Raw genomic sequence first — 24,545 nt, forward strand, 5'->3', positions numbered from 1 at the left:
CTTTTTTTATGTCCTGAATTTTACCTTTATCTATTGCTCATTTGGATTTTGTGGATTGGGTGGTCTTACATCCAATACCAGCGTACCAAATCCAGGCAAATTGGTATAATATTGGGCATACCTTCCGGTAAACCGACCATCCAGGGAGGGATTGTAGTTGTAATACTGCCCATACTGAGAATAGGTTTCCCCATCACTCGTTGTAATTTCATAGGTGATCCGAAACTCATCCCTGGAAATGCCCGACTCCAATATGCTTGTTGGTGTCTCTCCAAAATAGGCATAGGCTTCTGCTCCGGTCATGGTAATGGTGGAGGGGAAATCAGTAAAAGTTCCCAAAGAAACCTGGCTGGAACCTCTGCTCAGAAATAATTCTATGGAGGAAGCGGTGTGTACCTCAAAACCTTCGTAACTAAGGTCAAAAGAAACTTCCGAACCGGCCAGTTCATTGATGTTGAACCAGTATTTTCCCGGAGCTATGGTAGCCCTGGCAATGATTCCTACTTCATAGTCGGGCTCCTTGATGGAGTCCTCTTCAATGCAACTGCTAAATAGCATGGACAGGCTTGCAGATAGTATTAAGGTATATGACTTTATATTCATGTTGTTTTTCGTTTAGGTGGATAGAAAATCAGGGCTGACTCCAAAAAACCGGCTCAAACGGGTCTGGAGAATAATCTGACAAAGCCGGGTTGGTCTCAAGTTCTGAAACAGGAATGATGAACCTCCTGGGGTAAGGAGGGTTTCCCATCACCGGTGAGGTTTCTGCAAAGTCAGGAAAACCTGTCCTCCTGTAATTGTTGTAGGCTTCTATTCCATTGCCCCAGAGTGCCAACTGATATTCAGTTATGATGATGTTTAGTCTTTCTGCTTCATTTTCAGCGCTCTCGTACTGTAGGGTTACATCCGCAATGTAATCAGCGATGGCTTCATCGGACATCTCATAATCACTTCCTGAGATGGAAGGCATTTCCGAGGCTCCAAAATCCCTTACTTTTTCCATAGAGAGACCAATAGCTTCTCTCAACAGGGTCAGGGGATCTCCTTCAACAGGAGTAGTTAGCGCCATCTCTGCGTGTAGGAATTTGACCATAAAGGAGGTGAGCATGGGGAAAATGCCCCTACCGGTACCGTCGGATGCTGATACTGTTTTGGGCTCGTCCGTATCCACCAGTCCAGCCACCGGATACACACCAAAAGTAGCGATCAATGCGCCTTCATTGGAAAAAGCGGAAGGATCACCAGCATCCCGACCCAGGTAGCCGTTTCCAATCAATCCTATCGGACAACCTCCTCCGGCACAGGTGACCACAGATCCTCCTCCATCACCGGGTACCTGGCGGAATATGTAGTACCTCAATCTGGGGTCTTGAACATTTCGGTAAGAAACCCTTCGTCCGGTCACGGCACTGGTAGTTCCATCATTGAGCAGGTTGGCCATGGTCCAGTTGTCCATCCAGTAAGCCGTAGCTTGATTGTAGTGGTTTACGTGCAGTGGATGACGGTTTTGGTTTGGCGTTTGCTGGGATCCGTATTTCAATTGAAAATCGTCTGCCAGCTCGGTAATCAGATCACTATTAAGCATTTGAGAGAAACCCTGAGCTGAATTGATGGAATTCTCTTTTCTGGTTTGGGCGTACATTTTCAACTTTAAGGAATTGCCCATTTTGATCCATTTGCTTTTTTCACCGCCGTAGATCATATCTCCCTGAATCAGTTCGGAGGAAGCATTGATTTCCTGAATGGCCTGATCTACCTGAAGCAAAAGATCGGCATAAATTTCCGCTCCCTGATCTATTTCAGGAAATGTGATTTCAGGATTCAGGGCTTCGAAGTAAGGGACATCTCCATACAAGTCCACCAAAAGGCTGAATGTATAAGCTTTGAGTAGCCTGGCGATTCCCTTGTATCCGGATGCTCCTTCCTCGGTACCATCCAGGATTGCCTGCAGGTTAGCCAAAGGTCTGGAGTACAGATTAACCCAGGAACTGCTGTAGGTGCCCTGATTTTGTTCGTAGTTTCTGATGGCAGTCGTATACCACATCCTGCTGAAGGAACCGGCATTGGTATTGGGTTCATCCAAAAGGTTGGAAACCAGGGATACCTGGGCAAAGGCCAATGTGTTTGGCAAGGACAACTGGGTGGAGGTATTGGGATCCTGGTTGATGTCCAGCAGGTCCTCACTGCAAGAATGCAGCAGCAGGCTGCCAATCGTTATCAGGAAAAATGCGATGTAATATTTGAATTTATTTTTCAACATGTTCAGGGAAATTTAAAAGGTAAAGGATAAGTTCATGCTGTATCTCCTTGCTGAGGGTACACCGATAAAGTCAATACCTCTCAGGCCGGGAAATGAACTGGTCTCAGGGTCCAGGTTTAGTCCCTCATGCATATTCGGGGTTATAAACCACAGGTTCCTTCCTGACATACCGATTCTGGCACTGCCAAAGAGCGTTTTTTCAAGCCATTTGGATGGGAAATTATAGTTTAGTGCTACTTCTCTAAGTCTAAGAACCGTAGCATCAAAGGTGTGAAATTCCTCTGCTGCATTCCAGCCAAAACCTCCCCTGTCATACCACCAATTGAAGTTGGTGATGTTGATTTTATTCCTGATCTTTTCTCCATTGGCATCAACAGCTGCCAGGTAGTTGCCATTTTCATCTCTAATTAATCCACCGTCATCATTTCTTGCGGCGATGTATCCGGGCATGATCCTGGAAACCATCCGATCACCGGAGTCGTGGGTGAGCCCCCTGCCCACAATTTCCCGGTTGGATTTGGAGTATAGGTCGCCTCCCTGCACCCAGTCCAGAACAACATCAAGGGTCAAGCCTTTGTAGGAGAAATCATTGGTGATTCCTACTACAAAGTCGGGATTTGGATCACCGATGATCTGCGGTTCCGGATTATCAATATACTTGCCGTAGGTAGTACCGGGAAGTCCATCGATCAGTAAATTCCCCTCAGCATCCCGGATGGCTTTTCTTCCGATTAAAACACCAAAGGGCTGCCCATTGCGATGAGCAATCTGCACAATTTCGCTGCTGCCGGCATTGCTGGTCAGCACAATTTGATCTACCCCTTCCTGTAATTCCAGTACCTCATTTCTATTTCGGGTAAAGGCAGTAAATATATTCCAGTTGAATCCATCGGGTCTTTCCAGTACCTTGAGGTTTAATCCCACTTCTATTCCCCTGTTTCTTACCTTACCGATATTGACTACCTGAGTGGCAGAACCACTGGAGGGAGGTACATCAATGGCCGTAATGCCATTTTTTGTGGTCCGGTCATAATAGGTCAGGTCCAGGCCTATGCGTTGTTTCAGGAAGAGCAGCTCAGCACCCAACTCCGTTTCTGTCGTAAGTTCAGGTTTTAGGATAGGGTTGCCCCGGTTACTATTGATAGCGGAGCCATTTACGGTACCAATTTGATTGTTAAAGGGAAACTGGGTAGCTCCTCCGGAACTATTGACAGGTTGGTTAAGGAGAAAGTTATTGGTGGTCAGATAGGGATCTGCATCATTACCCACCTGGCCTACTCCGGCCCGTAATTTGGCATAATCCAGAAAACTGCTATTCAGGGAAAGTGCATCACTGATGATCACTGATGTACTGATCCCGGGATAGAAGTAGCTCCTGCTATCTTCTGGAAGAGTGGAAGACCAGTCATTCCGGGCTGTTACATTAACAAAAGCCCATTCCTGATAGGCCAGGGATATGTCGGTAAACAAACCTGCAAAGCGTCTTCTTACGAACCTATCCTCAACAATGAATTGAGAGGAAGTATTGGAAAAGGAGCGGATGCCTCTTTCGATGACCCCATTTCCGCCAAACTGATTGGCCGTATTGGTACGTTGATTGATATTCCAGCCTGTGATGGTACGCAAATAGAAATCTTCATTCAGTTCCTTATTGATATTGATCAGTAAGTTTCCATCCAATTCTGCATTGTAAAACGTAGAGCGGCGCATGAAACCGGATTGCTCAATGGCAGAACCGAAACCTCCGGGCTCCATCATGAAAAACCGCCGGTCTGTGTAAGCATTGAAACCCAATTGGTAACCAATATTTATCCAGTCATTGATGTCGTATCCAATCTTTACATTCCCATAATATCGGTCTACATTGCTTTCATTCATGGAATTGTCGGCCACCCAATAAGGATTGTTGGCGGTACGGTAGTACATGGCACCGCCATCTTCCTCTCTTTGATAGGGATAGCCATCCAGGTCAAAACTGGTTGGTGCCCACAAGACCAACTGGGAAGCCGACTGATTGAATCCTCCGAAATTTCCACTGCCCAAAGCTGGATTATTCTGAACCGTACTGACATAATTCAAACCTGCACTCAATTTCAATCCGTTGTCCAATTGAGCATTACCACCTAAATTGGCAGCTATCCTGTTGACCGATGAATTGGGAATAATGCCAGTATTATCCATCCAGGAAATACCCGCCGAGAGGTTGGTTTTTTCTCCGCCGGATTGAACCGAAATCGCATGTTCCTGCAATTTACCACTACTGAAAAAATTGCGGTATTTGTCCGTAAAGGGTTGATACAAGACATTATCTCCCCGGGTGGCCACGTTTTGATAGGAAGGTGAATTCAAAAAAGGGCCCAGTGCGGGGTTGGTATAAGGGTGAGGAACCGAATCATAGGCGGTGTAGGGAGCGCCGAATGAGCCAAAATAATTCTCTATGTAGACATTACCATTACCCCCTTGTCCATATTCATTTTGATAATCTGGAAGCTTGGCCACTTCCTCCATTCCAAAGGAGCTGCTGTAATTTACTTCCAGTCCCTTTTTGGAAGCACCGCTGCCGCTTTTGGTGGTGATGATCACTACCCCATTCTGTGCTCTTGACCCATACAAGGCCGCTGCAGCCGCCCCCTTTAAAACTGTCATGGAGGCCACATTGTTAGGATCTATATCAAATGCCCGGTTGGCCACACTATTTCCTCCCTGATCTGTATAGCCCTGGGTTGAATTGTCAAAAGGAATCCCGTCCACCACAAACAGGGGTTGGTTGTTACCGGTAAGGGAGGAACTTCCCCTGATGGTGATATTGGTATTTCCGCCGGTAACTCCCCCGGCTCCCTGGATCAACACACCGGCTACTTTCCCATTCAGAGCACGGATGACATCCGGTTCGGACCTTTGGGTGATGTCGTCGGAATCCACTTCCGAAACCGCATAACCCAAGGCTTTCTTTTCCCGCTCTATTCCTATCGCGGTGACGACCACCTCATTCAGGGCGTTAACATTTGGGGACATGGATAAATCAATGACCGACCTGCCATTAATATTTATTTCACTGCTGGCCATGCCAATGAAGGAAAATACAAGGGTTTCATTTCCCTGAGGAACATCCAGTGAGTATTTCCCATCTAAATCCGAAACAGTACCGATGTTGGCACCCTTGACCAGTATGCTTACCCCGGGGATTGGGGCATCGTCTTCTGCGGAAACGACCGTTCCGCGTATCTCCTGGGTCTGTGCAAAAGAATATTGCACAAAAAGACCCAATAATAAAATTATTGGTAATTTCTTTCTCATGTTTTAGTTGTTAGTGGAAACTGAATTTTAATCAATGTTAAAAAATATCAGTCACTTTGAAACAAAATCTTAAACAAACACAGAAATAAAGGGTATAAAATACTGATAAACAGTATTTTGTAAAAAAAATCATCCATCCAAAGCCTTTGTATTTTTTATGGAATCAGTTTTGACACAAGAAAAGAGATAAAAAGTAAGTAAAATATATAAATACAGACATTAGTTTTCAATCATTGAAATATTAAAGAATAAAAAATAGGTATTCTGTGAATTTGATCACCTGTTATATAAAAAAATCATCCAATCTGGAATGAAAATTTACATCTACTTCCTTATTTCTGACAAAAAAATAAAATAGAACATAAAGTAAAATTTACAAAATAATTATAAAAAGAGGTTATTGATTTTAAAATTAGTAATAATTGAAGGTTTATTCATTAATAAAGCAATGAAACGGACGTTAGATCATCAAAATGCTAATATTGAAGCTGGTTTGAATTTAAACTGAAAAAAGCTAAGCATAGCTGAAATCGTAAGTTAAAGGCTATTTTAGGAGCCTATTGGGGTTAATTTTCGAGGCTAGTTAGTAATTCCGCCTTTTCTGAATAGGTCACACTATCTAACTTCGCTAATTTTTCCAATTTCACTGCTTCAAATGCCCTGAGGTTTTCTTCTGCTATAGGTTCAGCAGGAGGAATATCTTCCCTTAGCCAGTCTACTTGTTTGCCGTGCTTCCAAAATCTGAAACATAGGTGCGGACCTGTGGCGAGGCCTGTACTGCCTACATAGCCAATCACCTGCCCTTGTTTTACCCGGGTTCCTCTTTTGATACCTTTCCCGATTTTGGACATGTGGAGGTATTGGGTGGAGTAAGTTCCGTTATGCTTTATTTTGACATAATTGCCATTGCCTCCACTATATCCTGCTTCTAAGACAGTACCATCTCCTACAGAACGAATCTCTGTTCCTCGGGGAGCAGCATAATCTGTGCCCAGGTGCGCCTTATACCTTTTTTGTACCGGATGAAATCGGCTTAAGCTATATCTTGAACTGATCCTGGTAAATTTCAACGGATCTCTCAGAAAAGCCTTCTTCAAGCTATTGCCTTCCTGATCAAAATAGGAAATGATGCCATTCTGCTCGAAAGGGATGGCGTGGTATCCCTGCCCCATGTGTTCAAAATAAGCAGCCTCGATATCTTCAATGCCAACCGTTTCGTTTTCAACGAGTTGCTCTTTGAAAACTACCTTGAATTTGTCTCCTTTTTGTAGTCGTTGGAAATCAACCACCCAGCCGTACAAGTCGGCAAATTGGTCAATCAAATCAGGCGTCAGGCCCAGGCTGGTCATGTTGACATATAGGGAAGAAGTAATGGTGCCTCCAATTTCCCTGTTTTTGATTTCCATCGGTTTGCTTTCCTTGTATATCTCAGGTTGATCCAGTTTGAAGACCACAAACTCAGTTGGGTTGGGTTCATAAATGAAAAATTGGGCCTTTAAAGAATCCTTGGGTGTGAGCACCGTGTATTTTTTATTGAAAGCAATTTTTCTCACATCAAAAATCTCAGCTGACTTTTTGGCAATTTCGTCTATGATCTGATAGGGGACATTAAAAGGTGCCAGAATAGCAGACAGGGTCTGGTTTCTTTTCACGATGCCTTCAGTAATGTCCAGTTGATCTATGTTTATACCATAGAGTAAATTTTCTTCTATGGGAACTACCTCTTCAATGGCTACCTGCGCTACTTCTTGTTTTTCAATGGGTGAATTTTCCTCTTTGTCAATTATCCAAAAAACCATGCCGATAATCAAGGCAATTCCACCGTATGTCCAAAATTTTTTCATAAAATCAAGTTTAAATAATAATTGTTATGCAAAATAAGTCAATTATCCCGATAAATTACAATTGTGTTTCCACTTTCTTTTCAAAGATACGCTTTTTAGGTAAACAATTACGTAGTATGTGATTGTTCCAACGGATAAAAAGTACTTCCTATTGCTTTATCTTCCAGCTAAAATAGCAAACTCTCTTTTGAATGATTATCTTTGGCGATTAATTGCAAACAAACATTAAATTTTATGCATAGAACACATACTTGTGGTGAGTTGCGGTTGGAAGATTTGAATGAAAAAGTGACCCTGGCCGGCTGGGTTCAACGGGTGAGAAATAAGGGGGGCCTGGTCTGGGTTGATTTAAGGGACAGGTATGGTATCACCCAATTGATTTTTGAAGAAGGAGAAGTTGAGGCATCCATGCTAAAGGAAGCGGGTGCCCTGGGTAGGGAGTTTGTGGTACAGGCGGAAGGAACAGTTATCGAACGTACGGCGAAGAATGACAGAATTCCTACTGGTGATATCGAAATAAGAGTAAGTAGGTTGGAGGTTTTGAATAAAGCAAAGGTTCCTCCGTTTATCATTGAAGATGATACTGATGGTGGGGAGGATTTGCGTATGAAATACAGGTATTTGGATTTACGTAGAAATGTGATCCGGGAAAAATTGCATTTGAGGCATAAAATGATGCAGGAAACCCGGAAATACATGGATGCCAAGAACTTCATGGAGGTAGAAACACCTGTTTTGATCAAGTCTACTCCGGAAGGGGCCAGGGACTTTGTGGTGCCCAGCAGGATTCATTCAGGAGAGTTTTATGCCTTGCCTCAATCCCCGCAGACTTTCAAGCAGCTGTTGATGGTCAGTGGCTTCGACCGGTATTTTCAAATTGTTAAATGTTTCAGAGACGAAGATCTCCGTGCGGACCGGCAGCCAGAATTTACCCAGATTGATTGTGAAATGTCTTTTGTGGAGCAAGAAGATATTCTTGAAATTTTTGAAGGCATGATCCGGCATTTGTTTAAGGCGGTCAAAGGAGTGGACCTGGAGGAAGTGGCTCGGATGACCTATGCAGATGCCATGAGATTGTATGGCAACGATAAGCCTGATTTAAGATTTGGCATGCCTTTTATTGATTTGACGGCTGAGGCACAAGGCAAAGGGTTCAATGTTTTTGACAACGCAGAATTGGTGGTGGGTATTTGTGCCGGCGGTGCTGCTGAATACACCAGAAAACAACTCGATGAATTAACGAATTGGGTTAAAAGACCTCAAATAGGCGCCAAGGGATTGGTCTATGTGAAGTGCCATGTAGACGGAACTTTTAAATCTTCCGTGGATAAATTTTATTCTCAGGATGACCTGAAGGATTGGGCAGAGAAAGCCGGTGCCGTACCGGGAGATCTGCTTTTGGTATTGTCCGGAGAGTTGCATGCTACCAGGAAGCAACTTTCCGAACTCCGGCTCAAAATGGGGGAAGCCCTTGGATTGAGAGATAAATTCACCTACAAACCCTTGTGGGTACTGGATTTTCCCTTGCTGGAATGGGATGAAGAAACATCCAGGTTTCATGCCATGCACCATCCTTTTACCTCTCCCAAAAAGGAAGACATCCCCTTATTGGATTCGGATCCCGGAAAAGTCAGGGCAAATGCCTATGACCTGGTGATCAACGGGGTGGAAATTGGAGGTGGATCCATTCGTATCCATGATAAGGAAACCCAAAAGCTGATGTTCAAGCATTTAGGTTTCACCGAAGCCGAGGCGCAGTCTCAGTTTGGTTTTCTGATGGAAGCTTTTGAATATGGTGCACCCCCTCACGGAGGGATCGCCTTTGGATTTGACAGACTTTGCGCCATATTTGGTGGAAGTGATTCTATCCGGGATTACATTGCTTTTCCAAAAAATAATGCCGGAAGGGATGTGATGATCAATTCCCCAAGCATTATATCCGGGGAGCAACTGGAAGAATTATCTATAGCCATTCTGGAGAAAAAGGACAAGTGATTTCACGCTTGAAAGGGCACTATTTGATATGTAATAAATGGCTTCTGATCCCCATGATGATTAATAACTGGGCCAGAACATAGGTTCCCATGATCAATATTTTTCCATCAGGGATGGGATAAAAAAACTTGTCCATGGCCTGTAGTCCATTGGATACAAAAAAGAGGGAGGCACCAACAAACACCTGCCAAAAGCTGGCTGGATGGGTCCTCCCAAATCTTTCTCTGGCAAGGGTCACCATCATTACCATGGCCAATAAATAAATCACTACCGGAATTTTTAGCTCAAGGAGTTGTTTTTGGATCAGGAAATAGACAAATGCCGCCAATATGTAAATGGGTAAATTGTAAAAAAACATTTTGATAAAGTTTACCTTGAATGGGTTAAAGGTGTGATTTTGGGTAAGCTTAAAAGCCACTATATAGCAGATGTGAGTCATGAAAAAAGCTCCCAAACCATACAGGAACAGGTTTTGGTACAACAGCAAAATATCTCCCGCAATAGAGAAAAACAAGGCGGCAGAGACACTGATTCTCAATAAACTTCCTTTGATAAGTTGGGTAGAATGAAGAAAATAAGCCAGCAAGGCAGCGACTATCAATGGTTTGGTCAGGATTCGATAATAGGGTTCTGAATGAACAATCAAAGCGATATCTGCCAGGGCAACAATTAAAAATAAATACAACCAAACAATTCCTTTCTTATACATTTTATTGAATTTCGGTGGGGGATGCTATTTTAAGTCCAAAAGATAAAGACTTTAATGGTAAAAATTCAAACCCAGAGTCGCAGTCAGTACATTTTATGTTTATGTTTTTGAAATGATTTTCAGAAAGGGAAGTTTTCCTAAATCATCTGGTCCGTAAAATGTGGATTTAAACATTTATAAGGCATTTTCGAAAATTTCAGGTAAAAAACACTTAATAGTAGTAGAATAGTGGTCCTTCAAAAAATTTACTTCTTAATTCTAAAGTTAGGGAATTGTTAACTACTTTTACGGTATAAATCGAAAACATAACAATTCGCAAAAAAGATAGTCTTAATATAAGGTTACCTTTGTACCTGCCCAAATAACCAGATTTCTTAAAGAAAGTTTTCTAATTCCACCTAATCATTATTAAAAATGAGGCAACTATTACAAAAAAGTCTTTTTGCGTTATTTACCCTTGTATTGATCTCGGGTTTAGCCTATTCGCAGGGAGTTACCACCGCCAGCATGCAGGGAACTGTTTCTGACGACACTGGTGAAACCTTGCCCGGAGCGAATGTGGTCGCAATCCACGAACCTTCCGGGACACGGTATGGTGCTGTCACCAATATAGACGGCAGATTTAATCTTCCCAACATGAGGGTAGGAGGCCCGTACACGGTTACCGTCTCTTTCGTAGGTTTTGATGAAAAGGTTTTTGATGGTATTATCCTTTCCCTGGGCCAGAAATACACCATAGACGCTACCTTCACTGATGGGGTGGAGCTTGAAGCCGTAGAGATACTCGGAATAAGGGATGGGATCATGAACTCTGACAGAACAGGAGCTTCTACCTCCCTGAACAATGAAAGGATCAACTCCATGCCTACGATCAGCAGGGGCATCAATGATTTTACCAGACTCACTCCTCAAAGCAACGGTACCAGTTTCGGAGGAGCAGATCAAAGGTATAATAACTACACCATTGATGGGAATCTATACAACAACAACTTTGGCTTGGGTTCCAGCCAGTTTGCAGGTGGTAATCCCATCTCTCTGGATGCGATTGAAGAGGTTCAGGTAAACATTGCTCCTTATGATGTTACCCAAAGTGGGTTCACAGGAGCGAATGTGAATGCGATTACCAAAGCCGGTTCCAATGAATGGAGGGGCACCGCATATACCCTCTTTAGAAATGACCGGTTGCAGGGTGTCACCGTAAATGGCGGCCGGGATGTTCCTTTTTCCGAGTCGCAAACCAATATACATGGAATTGCTTTTGGTGGTCCCATTATCAAGGATAAATTATTTTTCTTCGTAAGTGCTGAAATGGAAGTCAATGACCTTCCGGGGGACAACAGATTAGCCGCCCGACCGGAACAAGGACTGCTTCCTGACAACCAGATTGTATCGAGAGTTCCTGCTGAAAGAGCGGAATTTGTCAGCCAGCAACTAGACCAGTTGTATGGATACCAGACAGGTGCTTACGAAAACATACCTTTCGCTGATGATGCGACCAGATTAAACCTTCGCCTGGATTACAATGTCAATGACAGAAATAAATTGACGGTAAGGTATAACCGTTTTCAGCAATTAAGGGATGTGACCGTAAACGGAAACAGTATCAGGGGGCTTCCCGGAAATTTACGTTATAGAAATACCAACAGGGGCGGTATTGAGGCATTGACTTTCAGAAATACACATTATACATCTGAGGACAATGTGTCATCCATAGTGGCTGAATTGAATTCAACCCTGGGCGACAACATGGCCAATTCACTGAATATTGGTTATACCAGTGCCGTTACTCAGAGAGGGGTACCGGGAGGTCAGCAATTTCCGATGATCGAAGTATTGGAGTTTGACGGGAATACGCCCCTTTACTACCTTTCTATGGGTACTGAATTGTTTACAAGGGGAAATCTCCTGGACAACAAGACCTTCAACCTGACCAATAATTTCAATTACTTTTTGGGTAACCATACGTTTACAGCAGGGGTTAATTTCGAATACATGACCTTTGATAATGCCTTTAACCCCACATGGGATTCCTGGTACAGGTACAATTCCTATGATAGTTTTGTAGAGGGTGTGATTAATCAGAATCCGGATGTCATTCCTGATGGGTTTGCCATCGGTTTTACTTATGATGCGGACAACCCATTTACTCTGCCTACCGACCAGGTCAGCTTTGGGCAAGTAGGTTTGTACATCCAGGATGAATATCAGGCCACCAGAGACTTGAAAATTACCGGAGGTTTGCGGGTAGACATGCCTTTCTATCCCATTGATGCCCCCAGAAATCCCCGTTTGGATGCATTAAACATTTCAGTGGAAAATCCCAGGGAGCCAGGTCAGATGATTAGCCCTGATGTGAGTCAGTTTCCTCCGGTAAATCCGGTTTTCTCTCCCAGGTTTGGATTCAATTGGGATGCCATGAGTGATGGCTCGCTGCAAGTAAGAGGGGGTTCGGGATTGTTTACAGCAAGGCCCATTTTCGTTCACCTTTCCAATCAGATCAATGCCAATGGTATCACCAGAGGATTTGTAGGAAGAACCGCAGATCAGTGGGCCGAAGGTGAATGGCAGGGCTTCCAGTCTGACATCAATTACTACCGACCAAATCCGGCAGAGCAGGAGCCTGATATTTCCAGCTCTGTAAACGTTACAGATGAAAATTTCAAACTGCCCCAAACCTGGAGATCCAATTTGGCCGCTGATTATCAATTTGGAGACGGATTTATTTTTACCCTGGAAGCCATGCATTCCAGCGATTACAACATGCCTTTCTCAGCCAATCTGGCCAGTACCCCAACCGGCGAATCAGTCAATATCGGAGGGAATGCTTACCCGACTTACAGCCAGGGAATCAATGGCACGGGAATCAACGAGCTGTTTTTGCTAACCAATATCGATGTAGGCACCTATAGTGCCCTGACCTTGTCTTTACAAAAGGATTGGGGATCAGGGATTTTTACCAGCCTGGCCTATACCAGAAGCCAAAAAAGAGATTTTGGCCTGATTGGTGGCTCACAGGCAGCTTCTCTGTGGCCTACAGGAGTACAGACAGATAGGAATAATCCGGAAGAAGGTTTCAACCGCTTTGACCAGCCGAATAGGGTAGTGGGTTTAATTTCCTTCAATACCAAGGGATTAAATGAATACAACAATACCCAGATTTCACTTTTTTATGAGGGTGGTGAGCAAGGCAGATACAGCTATACCTATTCTGGCAATTTTGGTGACGGTGGCGGTATACGCTTGATGTATGTTCCTGAAAGCCTTGAGGATGCCCAGTTAGTGGATCGTGTTTCAGGGGGAGTAATCACCCAAACGGCTGCAGAGCAATGGGAAATATTGGATCAATACATTGAAGGTGATCCTTATCTGAGAGCCAACAGGGGGCAGGTAACCGAAAGAAACGGTGCCCTATTGCCCTGGCTTCACCGATTTGATTTCAGGTTGATACAGGACCTTCACCTGACCAAGGATACCAATCAGCATAAACTTCAGATTTCCCTGGATATCTTAAATGTAGGGAACCTATTGAAGGATTCATGGGGAGTAGGTAGGCAGGTGATACAAAGTAACCTGCTGGATCTTAATGGAGTAGATGATAGTGGCAATGCCCAGTTTACCTTAAATAGCATACAAGGTCAGTCCGGTGTTTATCCTACGCAAATTTCCCAGTCCCTCTTTAACCTCAACCAGACCTGGAATGCCCAGGTTGGCTTAAGGTACATTTTCAAATAATCTGTGGTTTAAAGAAAACACTCCTATTATGAATCATACGTTTAATAATATCCTATTTCTTCTGGCAGCGGGCATACTGATGGCTGGCTGTATCGATGCAAATTACGAAGAGCCTGTAGCGGGTCGAACGGAAGATCAACTCCTCAGCAATGTGATTGCAGCACAATCAGAGTTGAGTATTTTCAATGAACTTCTGGATAGCGAAGGTTTGCTGCCCTTACTGGTGAGTCGCCAGACTCAGGACCAGCGGGCCGTTTTTGCGCCTACAGATGCTGCTATTGAAGCGTTTATGTCAGAAAATGGTTTTGAATCGGCGGATGATATTGAGGGCTTGGAGAACGTCCTGGCATATCATATCGCAGAGCCGAATATCATGCAATCTGATCTAAACCGTACCAATTATAATTTCATTCAAACCAATGCCGACCAGGATATCTTTGTCAACCGATCTGGAGGCCTGGTAAGGTTTAACAATCAAACCGTCAATATCCAGCGTTCTGAAAGCGGAAATGGAACGGTACACCTGATTGATGAGGTATTGCTCCCCAGGTCAAATACCATGGCAGCATACCTGGATGAAAATCCGGAGCTGAGTATATTTAAGCAAGTGGTTGAACTTTTAGGGCTGAACTCACAATTATCCGCTAATTTCAGGACCATATTTATCCCCGACAATCAGGCATTTGCGGATTTATTGGCTGCACTTGGAGCAGGGTCTCTAGAAGAGTTGGTGGAGATGGTTGGTGAAGATGCATTGGAAGAGATTGTCAGGTATCATATTGTAAACGACCTGGTCTACTCTGCCAATGTTTCCAATAGTCAGACCCTGACTCCTCAGTTTACTGGAGAGGTGATGCCCATGATTTCAGTTGATGGAGAGAATGTCCTGCTTACCTATGGTGAAGGCCATGCATCTGCTACCCTGGTCAGCGTGAATGATGATATTTTCCAAACAGGTTTTGTTCACACCATCGATAAGGTGATGCTGCCTGTTTTGGAAGACGAGTAAGTTTAGTTTCTTAATTTGAACTGAAAATACCTTTTAATCGGGCCACCTTGGTTGAAGCAGGGTGGCCTGATTTTATCGTTAAGTGGGAGAAACTCCGGAATCATCCCCTATACCGGGCATGAATTGCCTGCCATTGGTGTTCTCGATTTGCCTCTCGTGTCTATTTACTTCCTTATAATAAAAATATCAGTTAGTTTGGTATTTCCTTGGAATGTTTTCAAAAGTAAAATGTTTCTTTTGTATACAGCAAAAGACATATGAAAAATTTTAATTTCTAAAACTTAAACAAAAGCGAGAAAATTTGCTTCTTGTATAAGAAAATTTTAGCCACTAAAGAAAAATTTTATACCATCACCCGTAATGAAAAAACAGACCAAAATTATTTTGATAATTATCATCGCTTTGGTGATAAGCATCTTATTTTTTTACCCCAGATTGGATATCTTAAGTGGGGGAGAGGAAATAGCGGTCGCTCCCCAAAATGGTGACAATCAAACCAGTTTACCAGTGAACGTGGTAGAGCTTAAACAGGAAAAACTGGAAAACAATTTGAACATCACAGGCTCTTTAATTCCCAATGAAATTGTGACCTTGAGGCCCGAAGTAGCCGGACTGGTGGAGAAGATTGCCTTCAATGAGGGGCAGTTTGTAAGAAAAGGAACCCCCTTACTTTACCTCAATGATGAGGAGTTGGATGCCCAGCGGGAAAGGCTGAACTATACCAAGAAATTGTACGAAAGCCAGGAGAACAGGCAAAAAGAATTGTTGTCCAGGGAGGCAATCAGCCAGGAAGAATATGACATTGTCCTAAATCAGTATAATACCAATCTGGCTGATTTAAGGCTTATAGAAGCACAATTAAACAAAATGGTCATTCGTGCCCCTTTTGATGGTGAATTGGGATTCCGGCAGGTTTCCGAAGGTAGCGTTATCGGAACTACCGATATTATTTCCAATATTGTCAATGTAGACCCCATCAAAATTGAATTTTCTATTCCGGAGCGTTACGCCAACGAGATCAAAGCTGGCTCACTTGTTTACTTCAGGGCAAACAATAGCAGTGAGGAGGCCGAAGGAAAAGTATATGCCATTGAGCCCAATGTAGATGCGGCCACCAGAACCCTTAAAATCAGGGCGATGAGTCCCAATAAGGAGAAGAAATTTTTGCCCGGGATGTTTGTAAGGGTAAGGTTGGTGTTGAATGAAATAGACAATGCGATTATGATTCCTTCAGAATCCCTGATTCCCGAATTGGAAGGGTATAAGGTATATATAGCCAATGAGGGAAAAATTGAATCCAGAAAGGTGACAATTGGTCAACGGTCGGATACCAGGGTTCAAGTATTAGATGGTCTGGCTCCCGGAGAGCTGGTTTTAACTACGGGCGTGTTGCAAGCCCGGGAAGGTATGCCTGTCAACGTCAACCAAATTAATTGATCATTCATGTCCAGTTTATCCACTATCAGCATTCGAAGGCCTGTATTGTCCATTGTCATGTCCTTAACCATCATGATTTTTGGTATCATAGGGATATCCTTTCTGGGGATTAGGGAGTTTCCAAGTGTGGACCCTCCAGTGGTTAATGTGAGGACCACTTATGTGGGTGCCAACGCCGATGTGATAGAGGCTCAGATTACCGAACCCCTGGAAGAAGGGATCAATGGTATATCAGGCATCAAATCCCTCACTTCCATTTCCAACGACGGAGGAAGCAGCATCACGGTGGAATTTGAAGTTGGAGCCGATATGGAGGCAGCGGCGAATGATGTCAGGGACAGGGTTTCCAGGGCTCAGCGTAACCTCCCCATAGATGCAGATCCCCCCATCGTTACCAAACAGGATGCAGATACCCAGCCAATTGTTTTCCTGAATGTACAGAGCGAGCAGCGGAGCTTGCTGGAATTATCAGACATTGCAACCAACATTTTTAAAGAGCGGCTTCAGACCATTGAAGGGGTAAGTGAGATCAGGATATGGGGAGAAAAGGAGTATGCGATCAGGTTGAGGATGGATCCCCTGCGCATGGCATCCTATGGTATTACTCCCCTGGATGTGCTTACTAAGGTACAGAGCGAAAATGTGGAGCTACCGACAGGAAGCATTGAAGGCCAATCCATAGAACTTTCTGTCAGGACCAGGAGCCGGATGAGTACTCCTGACGAATTCAACAGGCTGATCATCAAAGAGGAGTCAAACAATGTGGTGAGATTTCAGGATATTGGCAATGCCGAATTGGCCCCACTCAATGAAAGAACTGTATTGAAAAGAGATGGTGTTCCCATGGTGGGTGTGGCCCTCGTTCCGCTTCCGGGCTCCAATAGCATCGAAATCATGGATGAATTTTACCGGAGATTGGATTTCATTCAAAAGGATTTGCCTGCGGACATAAAGTTGGGAATAGGTTTTGACACCACCAAATATATCAGAAGCTCTATCAGTGAAGTGCAGGAAACCATCTTTCTGGCTTTTGTGCTGGTGGTGCTGATCATTTTTATCTTTCTCCGGGATTGGAGGACCACTTTCATTCCGGTGCTGACCATTCCTATCAGTTTGATCGGCGTTTTCTTTATCATGTACTTTGCAGGTTTTTCCATCAACGTACTTACTTTGTTGGGCATAGTTCTATCCATTGGATTGGTGGTTGATGATGCCATCGTGGTATTGGAAAATATTTATACTAAAATTGAAGGTGGAGAAGATCCGGACAAAGCGGCTGAAAAGGGTGCGGAAGAGATATTTTTCGCAGTAATTGCTACCACAGTAGCATTGGCGGCAGTGTTCTTGCCGGTTATTTTCCTGACCGGTACTACCGGCAGGTTATTCAGGGAATTTGGTGTGGTGGTAGCCGGGGCGGTGATCATCTCTTCCTTTGTGGCCCTTACCATGACCCCCATGCTAAGCTCCAAATTGCTTAAAAAGAGGGAAAAGAAAAATTGGCTTTATACCAAAACAGAACCTTTCTTTTTGTGGTTAAATGACCTTTATGCAGGAGCCTTATCCGGTTTTATGAAAGTAAAATGGCTTTCCTTCGTGTTATTGGCCGTTATGGGCTTTGGAACCTACCTTCTTTTCAATGATATACCATCAGAATTAGCCCCCATAGAGGACAGGGGACAAATAAGAATCAATCTTTCCGGACCCGAAGGCGCCACTTTTGGCTACATGGACAGGGTCATTGATGAAATGACGGAGGATTTGATGAATTTGGTGCCGGATGAGGAAAGAGAGGGATTAATTTCAGTTACTTCGCCCGGATTTGGAACGGCCAGTACCAACTCAGGTTTTGTGAGGGTAATCCTTAAAGATGCTGAAGAAAGGGAAAGGTCACAACAGGTGATTTTTGATGAGGTATCCGAATACCTGAAGAGCAAAACAGCGGTGAGGGCTTTTGGGGCACAAGAACCGTCAATTGGTGACCGGAGAGCCGGGTTACCCATACAGTATGTCATTCAGGCACAGACGCTGGAAAAGTTAAAAGAGATTATTCCGGTCTTTATGGAAAGGGTAGGTCAAAATCCGACATTTAGTTTTTCTGATGTTAACCTGAAATTTACCAAGCCGGAAATTGAAGTGGAAATAGACCGGGAAAAGGCCAGGAATATTGGCGTGTCTGTTCAGGAGATAGCCAGAACGCTTCAGTTAAGTTATTCTGGTCAACGCTTTGATTATTTTATAATGAATGGAAAGCAGTACCAGGTGGTTGGAGAAATGCGATTGGAAGACAGAAATGAACCCATCAATCTTCGAATGCTTTATGTCAGGGGAGAGGATGGGCAGCTGGTGCAAATGGATAACCTGGTTACCATTTCAGAAAGAAGCACTCCACCGCAGCTTTACCGCTTCAATCGTTTTGTCAGTGCCACCGTGCAGGCGCAGTTGGCAGCAGGCGAAACAGTGGGAACAGGCCTGGAGGAAATGGATAAAATTGCTGCTGAAGTTTTAGACGAAACCTATTCTACTGATGTGGCAGGCTTGTCCAAGGAATACCGGGATAGTTCCAGTAGTCTGGTTTTCGCCTTTATTTTTGCATTGGTATTGATTTACCTGGTGCTTTCAGCCCAATTTGAAAGCTTTATGGATCCGCTGACCATAATGTTTACGGTTCCCCTGGCGATATTCGGAGCATTGTTTTCCTTGTGGTTATTTGACTTTACACTCAATGTTTTTAGCCAGATCGGAATCATTATGCTTATCGGATTGGTCACCAAAAACGGTATCCTGATCGTGGAGTTTGCCAATCAGCGGAAAGCTGCAGGAATGAGTATTCCCGAAGCCATAGAAGGGGCTGCCGCCGCCCGTTTCAGACCGATTTTGATGACCAGTTTATCCACCATTTTGGGTATTCTTCCCATCGCCCTGGCCCTGGGAGCCGGATCTGAAGGAAGGGTGCCTATGGGAGTAGCCGTCATTGGTGGATTGCTTTTGGCTACCATTCTGACACTGTTTGTAATTCCGGGCATTTATTCTTATTTAACATCTAAAAAGGGCAGATTAGCAAGAGTCTAATATGAAGAAATTTTTATTGCTAAGTGTATTGATCGTTTTTTCCTCCAGACTGCTGGCGCAGGAAGAAGAAATATTGACGTTTGAAAAAGCGGTTGAAATTGGATTGGAAAATAATTTTGATGTTAAAATAGCGACCAATCAGGTGCTGTTGACAGAAAATGATCGGAAGTTAGGTACCAGTTTGTTGATGCCAATCCTTGACGTGAACAATACCAGGGGGTACCGACGGGAGGATACAGAGCAGGCCTTTGTCAGTGATCCGGAAAATCCCAGGATCATTCCGGGAGCTCAGACAAGAACCAATAATTACAGCCTTGTAGCCATTTATGGGTTTAGTGCCGATGCCGTAGTAGCCTTGCAAAGGTTAGGAAAATTGGCAGAGGTGAGTGAGCTGGAGGCCAAAGTAGTAATTGAAAATACAGTAGCAGCAATAGCGACGGCCTATTACAGGTTGGTTCTGGAGCAACAAAGGTATGATGTGTTGAACAATACCCTGGAGCTTTCTGATGAAAGGCTGGAAATTGCCAAAGCCCAATATGAATTTGGCAGGGCATCCAAGCGGGATTTTCTTGCTGCTCAGGTAGATTATAATGCTGACCTTACTGCCCTGGTTACCCAGGAGCAGGTGATTCAAAATTCCAGAGTAAACCTCAATGAGTTACTGGCTTTGGGTTTGGACGATAACTTTGCAGTAAAGGATACAATCACCATCAAGGAAGACCTATCCATGGAGGAGTTGCGGGAAAATGCCTACAGCCAGAACAAGATGTTTTTGGTGACCCAGCGCATGGAAAATGTAGCCTACCTCCAGCTTAAGGAATTGAGGGCACAGCGTTTACCCACCATTACTTTAAATGGTTCTTACAATGATAATACCCTTAATTCAGATGCAGGGTTCCTGTTGAGCAACCAACAACAAGGATTTAACCTGGGAGCGACCATTAGTTTAAACCTTTTCAGTGGGCTTTCCCTAAACCGGCAAATTCAGGGAGCCAAAATTCAAATCAATAACCAGAGGCATTTGCTGGAGCAGTACGAGAATCAAATGCAGGCTGATTTACAGCGTACCTACAACACCTATCAAAACAGCAAGCGATTGCTGGAGATTGAACGCAAGAATTATGAAGTGGCTGTTGAGAATTCGGATATAGCTTTGGATAGGTTTCGCCTGGGTATTGCCAATTACCTGGAATTTAGGGATGCCCAGGTAAACAGGCTTCAGGCAGAAAGCAGGCTGATAGAATCCTTGTATACCATAAAGGAAAATGAAATTGAATTGATGAGAATTTCAGGGAAAATTTATTTCCCGGATGATATCTAATTGCCAATGATATTACCTAAGATATGAGTTACAAGCCGGGTGGATATTACCCGGCTTTTTTTGGTTTATTGAGGATAAAAGGCTATAATTGGACATACCAATGCCCCAAGCAGGAGCCATAACTATGCAAAAGACCTGGTTTTTTTTTCTTCTGATCCTTTTTTTTGTGCCCTTTCTGGATTCATGCAAGGCACCGGATGTAGAAGAGTCTAAACCTGATTTTTGGGAGTTTCCGGCAGAGCTGGATTTTGAGGACATTAAAAAAAGGGGATTTATCAGGGCCATAGTAGACAACTCATCTGCCAGCTATTACATCTACCGGGGCAGGACAATGGGATATGAGTTTGAACTGCTCAGAAACCTGGCCAATCACCTGGAGGTAGGTTTACGACTGATCGTGAGGCATGATATCGAGGATGCTTTCAGGCTGTTAAATAAGGGGAAGGCAGATATCGTGGCCATAAATTTTGAGGTGAATGAAAAAAGGATGAAATACGCTGCTTTTACGCAACCTGTTGGTATGATAAAGACAGTGGTCGTTCAAAGGAGGGACAGAACGCATATAGATAGCCTGCATCAATTGGACCGCAAGGAGGTTTTTATCAAGAAAGGAACCGTCTATAGGGACCGTTTGCTTTCACTTCAGGATTCCCTGCAATTGGATTTTAAGGTGGAAGAAGAAAACACAGGGCTGGAAAACCTAATCAATAAAGTGGTGCAGGAAGAGATTGACTACACCGTGGTAGACGATGATGTGGCACTGGTCAATGCCACCTATTATGACAACCTTGATGTAAGTCTCACGGTTAGTCAGGCCAATCCTGTTTCCTGGGCGGTGAGAAAAAATGCGCCCGATTTATTAAACCAGATCAATGAATGGGTTGCCCGAATAGACCGTACGGGCTATAAGGCCATACTTTACCATAAGTATTTTTTAAATAAAAAAAACAGTTATTACCGTACTTCATCTGCATTTTCCTCTGTCTCGGGAGGAAGGATCTCAAAATATGATGAAATCATAAAAGAGGGGGCAGACCTGCTTGGGTGGGATTGGCGCCTCCTTGCAGCCCTGGTGTACAAGGAAAGCCGGTTTAATAATGCAGCCATTTCCTATGCCGGTGCCGTAGGCTTGCTTCAATTGATGCCTGTGACTTTACAACGTTTTGGTGTAAATGATCCAAATAACCCCAATGAAAGTTTGAGAGGTGGGGTAAGTTATCTCAGGTACCTGGATGGATTTTGGATGGAAAGGGTACCGGACAACACCGAGCGGATAAAATTTATTCTTGCCTCCTACAATGTGGGTCACGGGCATGTACAGGATGCCTGGAGACTGGCTTATAAATACGGGAGGGATACGCGCCGATGGGAAAATGTAGCCTACTACCTGGAAAGGAAATCACAACCCGAAATATACAGGGATCCCTGGGTGAAGAGTGGCTATGCCAAGGGGCATGTTACCGTGAGGTATGTCAGGGAGGTTTATGGATTGTATGAATCTTATAAAGTATTGGTCCAGTCTTAGGCTTTAGGGATCATTTCGCTCATGATTTTGGCCGAAAGTAAACATAAGGGAATGCCTCCTCCCGGATGAACACTTCCCCCGCAAAAATAAAGTCCTTTTAAATTGGAAGAAAAATTAGCATGTCTTAAAAAAGCAGCATAGCGGTTATTTGAACTGTTACCATAAAGTGCACCATTTGCCGATGAAGTCTTGGATTCAATGCTGATGGGATCAAGGATCTCTTCTACCACAATATATGGTTCAATATCTGTTTTGAGTGTACGGTTGATCTTATTGATGATGGATGTCCTGGCACGGTTTTTTAGCAGCTCCCAATCTTGTCCCTGGTTATTGGGTACATTGATCATGGTAAACCAATTCATGGACTGCTCCGGTGCATCGTCTTTCTTGTAAACAGAGGTGATGTTGATGTACACCGTGGGATCTTCAAAAATGGTTTGTTTGTTGAAAATATGATCAAATTCCCGGGCATAGTCTCCACTGAAGAGGATATTGTGGAGGTCCAGTTCAGGGAATTCTTTGCTGATCCCCCAATAAAAAATGAGGGCAGAGCTGGATTTAGGCTGTTGCAGGAGTTTTTTTGGTTGAAGCTGGTCTTTGAGTATGGTTTTATAGGCATTCACCATGTCCATATTGTTGATTACCAGGTCGGAGGCCTGAAACCTGCCCTGCACCAACACCCCTTTGGCGACTTGTTTTTCAATGACAATTTTCTCTACAGGTTTCCCGAAAGAAAAATTTACCCCAAGTTCAGTGGCAAGCGCATACAGGCTTTGGGTAATGTCATGCATTCCTTTTTCCGGAAAATAAGCTCCCCGGTTAAACTCCAGATGGGGGATGATGTTTAAGGTTGCCGGTGTTTGAAAAGGATTGGATCCGTTGTAGGTGGCATACCGGTTAAAAAGCTGAACCAGCTTGGCATTGCCAAATAGTTTTTTGTTGGCCTGGTTCATGGTTTGGAATAAGCCCAATTTGCCCAGCCTCAGGTAAGCCTTTAGGGCTTTTTGATTGAGCCAGGTACTCCATCGGTGGAGTGACCGGTGCATGAAAAGTGGGGCAAGGTACTGGTAAATGTAGGCAGATTTATTTAATGCCTCCGTGATGTTATGCGGGTTTTCCCCCAGTTTTAGTTTAACCTCCTGAGCAAAAGCCTGCCTGTCAGCATAAGCCCGGACAGTGGTCCCGTCTTCCCAAAAATAATGGCAGTTTACCTTAAGCCTCTTGTATTGGAAATGATCTCTGGGGTTTTTACCCGAGAGCGTGAATAATTCATCCACCTGTTCGGGTAAGGTGAATAAAGAGGGACCGGTATCGAACCGGTAACCCTGAATGGAAATTTCAGAAAGTTTTCCTCCCGGATAAGCGTTGGATTCAAAGACCTGGACCTGATACCCTTTATTGGCCAGCCTTATACTCGCAGCTAACCCTGCTATTCCCGATCCTATTACAATTGCTTTTTTTCCCATACATGTCAAACCAAATGAAAATGGAAGAGTTCAAACTATTGAAAGGCCTCGCTTTTCCATTCTTCAAAAGCCTGGGAAATGGTGTCCTGAAACACACTGGGTTCCTGGGCACCACTAATGGCATATTTCCTGTCAAAAACAAAGAAAGGAACGCCTTTGATGCCAAGTTGGCGGGCCTCCAGCAGGTCCATTTTTACCTCCGCAGTAAACTGGTCACCGGCGAGCACCTTTTCAGTCTCTTTTAAGCCAATCTCTTCCGATAATTGAACCAGGGTATCCCTGTCATCAATATTTTTCCCCTCCGAAAAATAGGCTTGTAACAAGCGTTCCTTGATCTGTTGCTGAAGGTTTTGGCTGAGCGCATATTGCAACAGTCTGTGGGCCTGGAAAGTGTTGGCTACGACGGCTTTATCCAACTGATAATCCAATCCAAGGGTAGCGGCTTGCTGGCTGACCTGCCTGTTCAATTCCCGGGCTTGCTCCAGGGACATGCCTTTTTCTCTTGCCAGAAAATCGTCGATCGACAAGGATGGATCGGTTTGTATATCGGGCATCAGCTGGAAACTTTTGTATATAATGTCGAGCTCCTTGTCCGAACCAAAGTTCTGCAGGGCTTTTTCAAATTTACGCTTACCTATGTAACAAAACGGGCAAACAATATCACTCCAAATTTCAATTTTCATGTGCCATTTTTTTTTCATGAAAGCATCCTCCTGATACTTTAACCTGAATATTGAAACATCAGGGGGGCTGGCTTCAGTTCAGTTAGGCGCATTTAATTACTACAAGATTTTGAGTTCCGGAGTCCGAAATATTTTGATTTTTAAGCCTTTTTGCGCTTTCATTTAGAAGATTTAGAAGTACCGGTTACCTTCAGCAAG

The 24,545-nt window shown here is 43.8% G+C and carries 14 protein-coding genes; 7 read left to right on the plus strand and 7 right to left on the minus strand.

What is annotated here, in order from left to right; all coding sequences use genetic code 11:
• Nucleotides 1–30: 30 nt before the first annotated feature.
• From GL182_RS00735 to GL182_RS00750, 4 genes are all read right to left on the minus strand, one after another.
• Nucleotides 31–603, minus strand: a complete 573-nt coding sequence (locus GL182_RS00735) for a hypothetical protein (RefSeq protein WP_163377658.1) — start codon at nt 601–603, stop codon at nt 31–33.
• Between the two features lie 28 nt (nt 604–631).
• Nucleotides 632–2,260 carry a SusD/RagB family nutrient-binding outer membrane lipoprotein gene (locus GL182_RS00740; RefSeq protein WP_163377659.1) on the minus strand — a complete coding sequence of 543 codons (1,629 nt, stop codon included), beginning with the start codon at nt 2,258–2,260 and terminating at the stop codon, nt 632–634.
• A 12-nt stretch (nt 2,261–2,272) separates the two neighbouring features.
• A complete protein-coding gene (locus GL182_RS00745; RefSeq protein ID WP_163377660.1) occupies nt 2,273–5,557 on the minus strand; it encodes a SusC/RagA family TonB-linked outer membrane protein in 3,285 nt (1,094 codons plus the stop codon).
• A gap of 566 nt (nt 5,558–6,123) precedes the next feature.
• On the minus strand, nt 6,124–7,401 hold the full coding sequence (locus GL182_RS00750; RefSeq protein ID WP_163377661.1) for a peptidoglycan DD-metalloendopeptidase family protein: 1,278 nt from the start codon (nt 7,399–7,401) through the stop codon (nt 6,124–6,126).
• 234 nt (nt 7,402–7,635) lie between these two features.
• Here GL182_RS00750 and aspS point away from each other — a divergent pair, with 234 nt between their 5' ends.
• Nucleotides 7,636–9,396 (plus strand): aspartate--tRNA ligase, encoded by a 1,761-nt coding sequence (gene aspS, locus GL182_RS00755; protein WP_163377662.1) that lies wholly within the window; start codon nt 7,636–7,638, stop codon nt 9,394–9,396.
• A gap of 19 nt (nt 9,397–9,415) precedes the next feature.
• On the opposite strand, the gene GL182_RS00760 is transcribed toward aspS, so the two are convergent.
• A complete protein-coding gene (locus tag GL182_RS00760) occupies nt 9,416–10,105 on the minus strand; it encodes a lysoplasmalogenase (protein WP_163377663.1) in 690 nt (229 codons plus the stop codon).
• 414 nt (nt 10,106–10,519) lie between these two features.
• On the opposite strand from GL182_RS00760, the gene GL182_RS00765 reads away from it, so the two are divergent.
• The 6 genes from GL182_RS00765 to GL182_RS00790 all read left to right on the plus strand — a co-directional run bounded on the left by GL182_RS00765 (nt 10,520) and on the right by GL182_RS00790 (nt 22,198).
• Entirely contained in the window at nt 10,520–13,837 is a 3,318-nt protein-coding gene (locus GL182_RS00765) for a TonB-dependent receptor (protein ID WP_163377664.1), read from the plus strand.
• A 28-nt stretch (nt 13,838–13,865) separates the two neighbouring features.
• A complete protein-coding gene (locus tag GL182_RS00770) occupies nt 13,866–14,846 on the plus strand; it encodes a fasciclin domain-containing protein (RefSeq protein WP_163377665.1) in 981 nt (326 codons plus the stop codon).
• A 360-nt stretch (nt 14,847–15,206) separates the two neighbouring features.
• On the plus strand, nt 15,207–16,283 hold the full coding sequence (locus tag GL182_RS00775; RefSeq protein WP_163377666.1) for an efflux RND transporter periplasmic adaptor subunit: 1,077 nt from the start codon (nt 15,207–15,209) through the stop codon (nt 16,281–16,283).
• A 6-nt stretch (nt 16,284–16,289) separates the two neighbouring features.
• Nucleotides 16,290–19,352 (plus strand): efflux RND transporter permease subunit, encoded by a 3,063-nt coding sequence (locus GL182_RS00780; RefSeq protein WP_163377667.1) that lies wholly within the window; start codon nt 16,290–16,292, stop codon nt 19,350–19,352.
• A 1-nt stretch (nt 19,353) separates the two neighbouring features.
• Nucleotides 19,354–20,673 carry a TolC family protein gene (locus GL182_RS00785; RefSeq protein WP_163377668.1) on the plus strand — a complete coding sequence of 440 codons (1,320 nt, stop codon included), beginning with the start codon at nt 19,354–19,356 and terminating at the stop codon, nt 20,671–20,673.
• A 124-nt stretch (nt 20,674–20,797) separates the two neighbouring features.
• Nucleotides 20,798–22,198: a transglycosylase SLT domain-containing protein gene (locus GL182_RS00790; protein WP_163377669.1), complete on the plus strand. Its 1,401-nt coding sequence runs from the start codon at nt 20,798–20,800 to the stop codon at nt 22,196–22,198.
• Here the strand turns inward: GL182_RS00790 and crtD are convergent.
• Together crtD and GL182_RS00800 are read right to left on the minus strand one after the other, a co-directional pair.
• Nucleotides 22,195–23,664 (minus strand): 1-hydroxycarotenoid 3,4-desaturase CrtD, encoded by a 1,470-nt coding sequence (gene crtD, locus GL182_RS00795; RefSeq protein ID WP_163377670.1) that lies wholly within the window; start codon nt 23,662–23,664, stop codon nt 22,195–22,197. The two genes, GL182_RS00790 and crtD, sit on opposite strands and share 4 nt — an antisense overlap.
• Nucleotides 23,665–23,699: 35 nt before the next feature.
• Nucleotides 23,700–24,347 carry a DsbA family oxidoreductase gene (locus GL182_RS00800; protein WP_240469495.1) on the minus strand — a complete coding sequence of 216 codons (648 nt, stop codon included), beginning with the start codon at nt 24,345–24,347 and terminating at the stop codon, nt 23,700–23,702.
• Nucleotides 24,348–24,545 lie beyond the last annotated feature (198 nt).

The sequence above is a fragment of the Cyclobacterium sp. SYSU L10401 genome, assembly GCF_010993705.1.
GTDB lineage: Bacteria > Bacteroidota > Bacteroidia > Cytophagales > Cyclobacteriaceae > Cyclobacterium.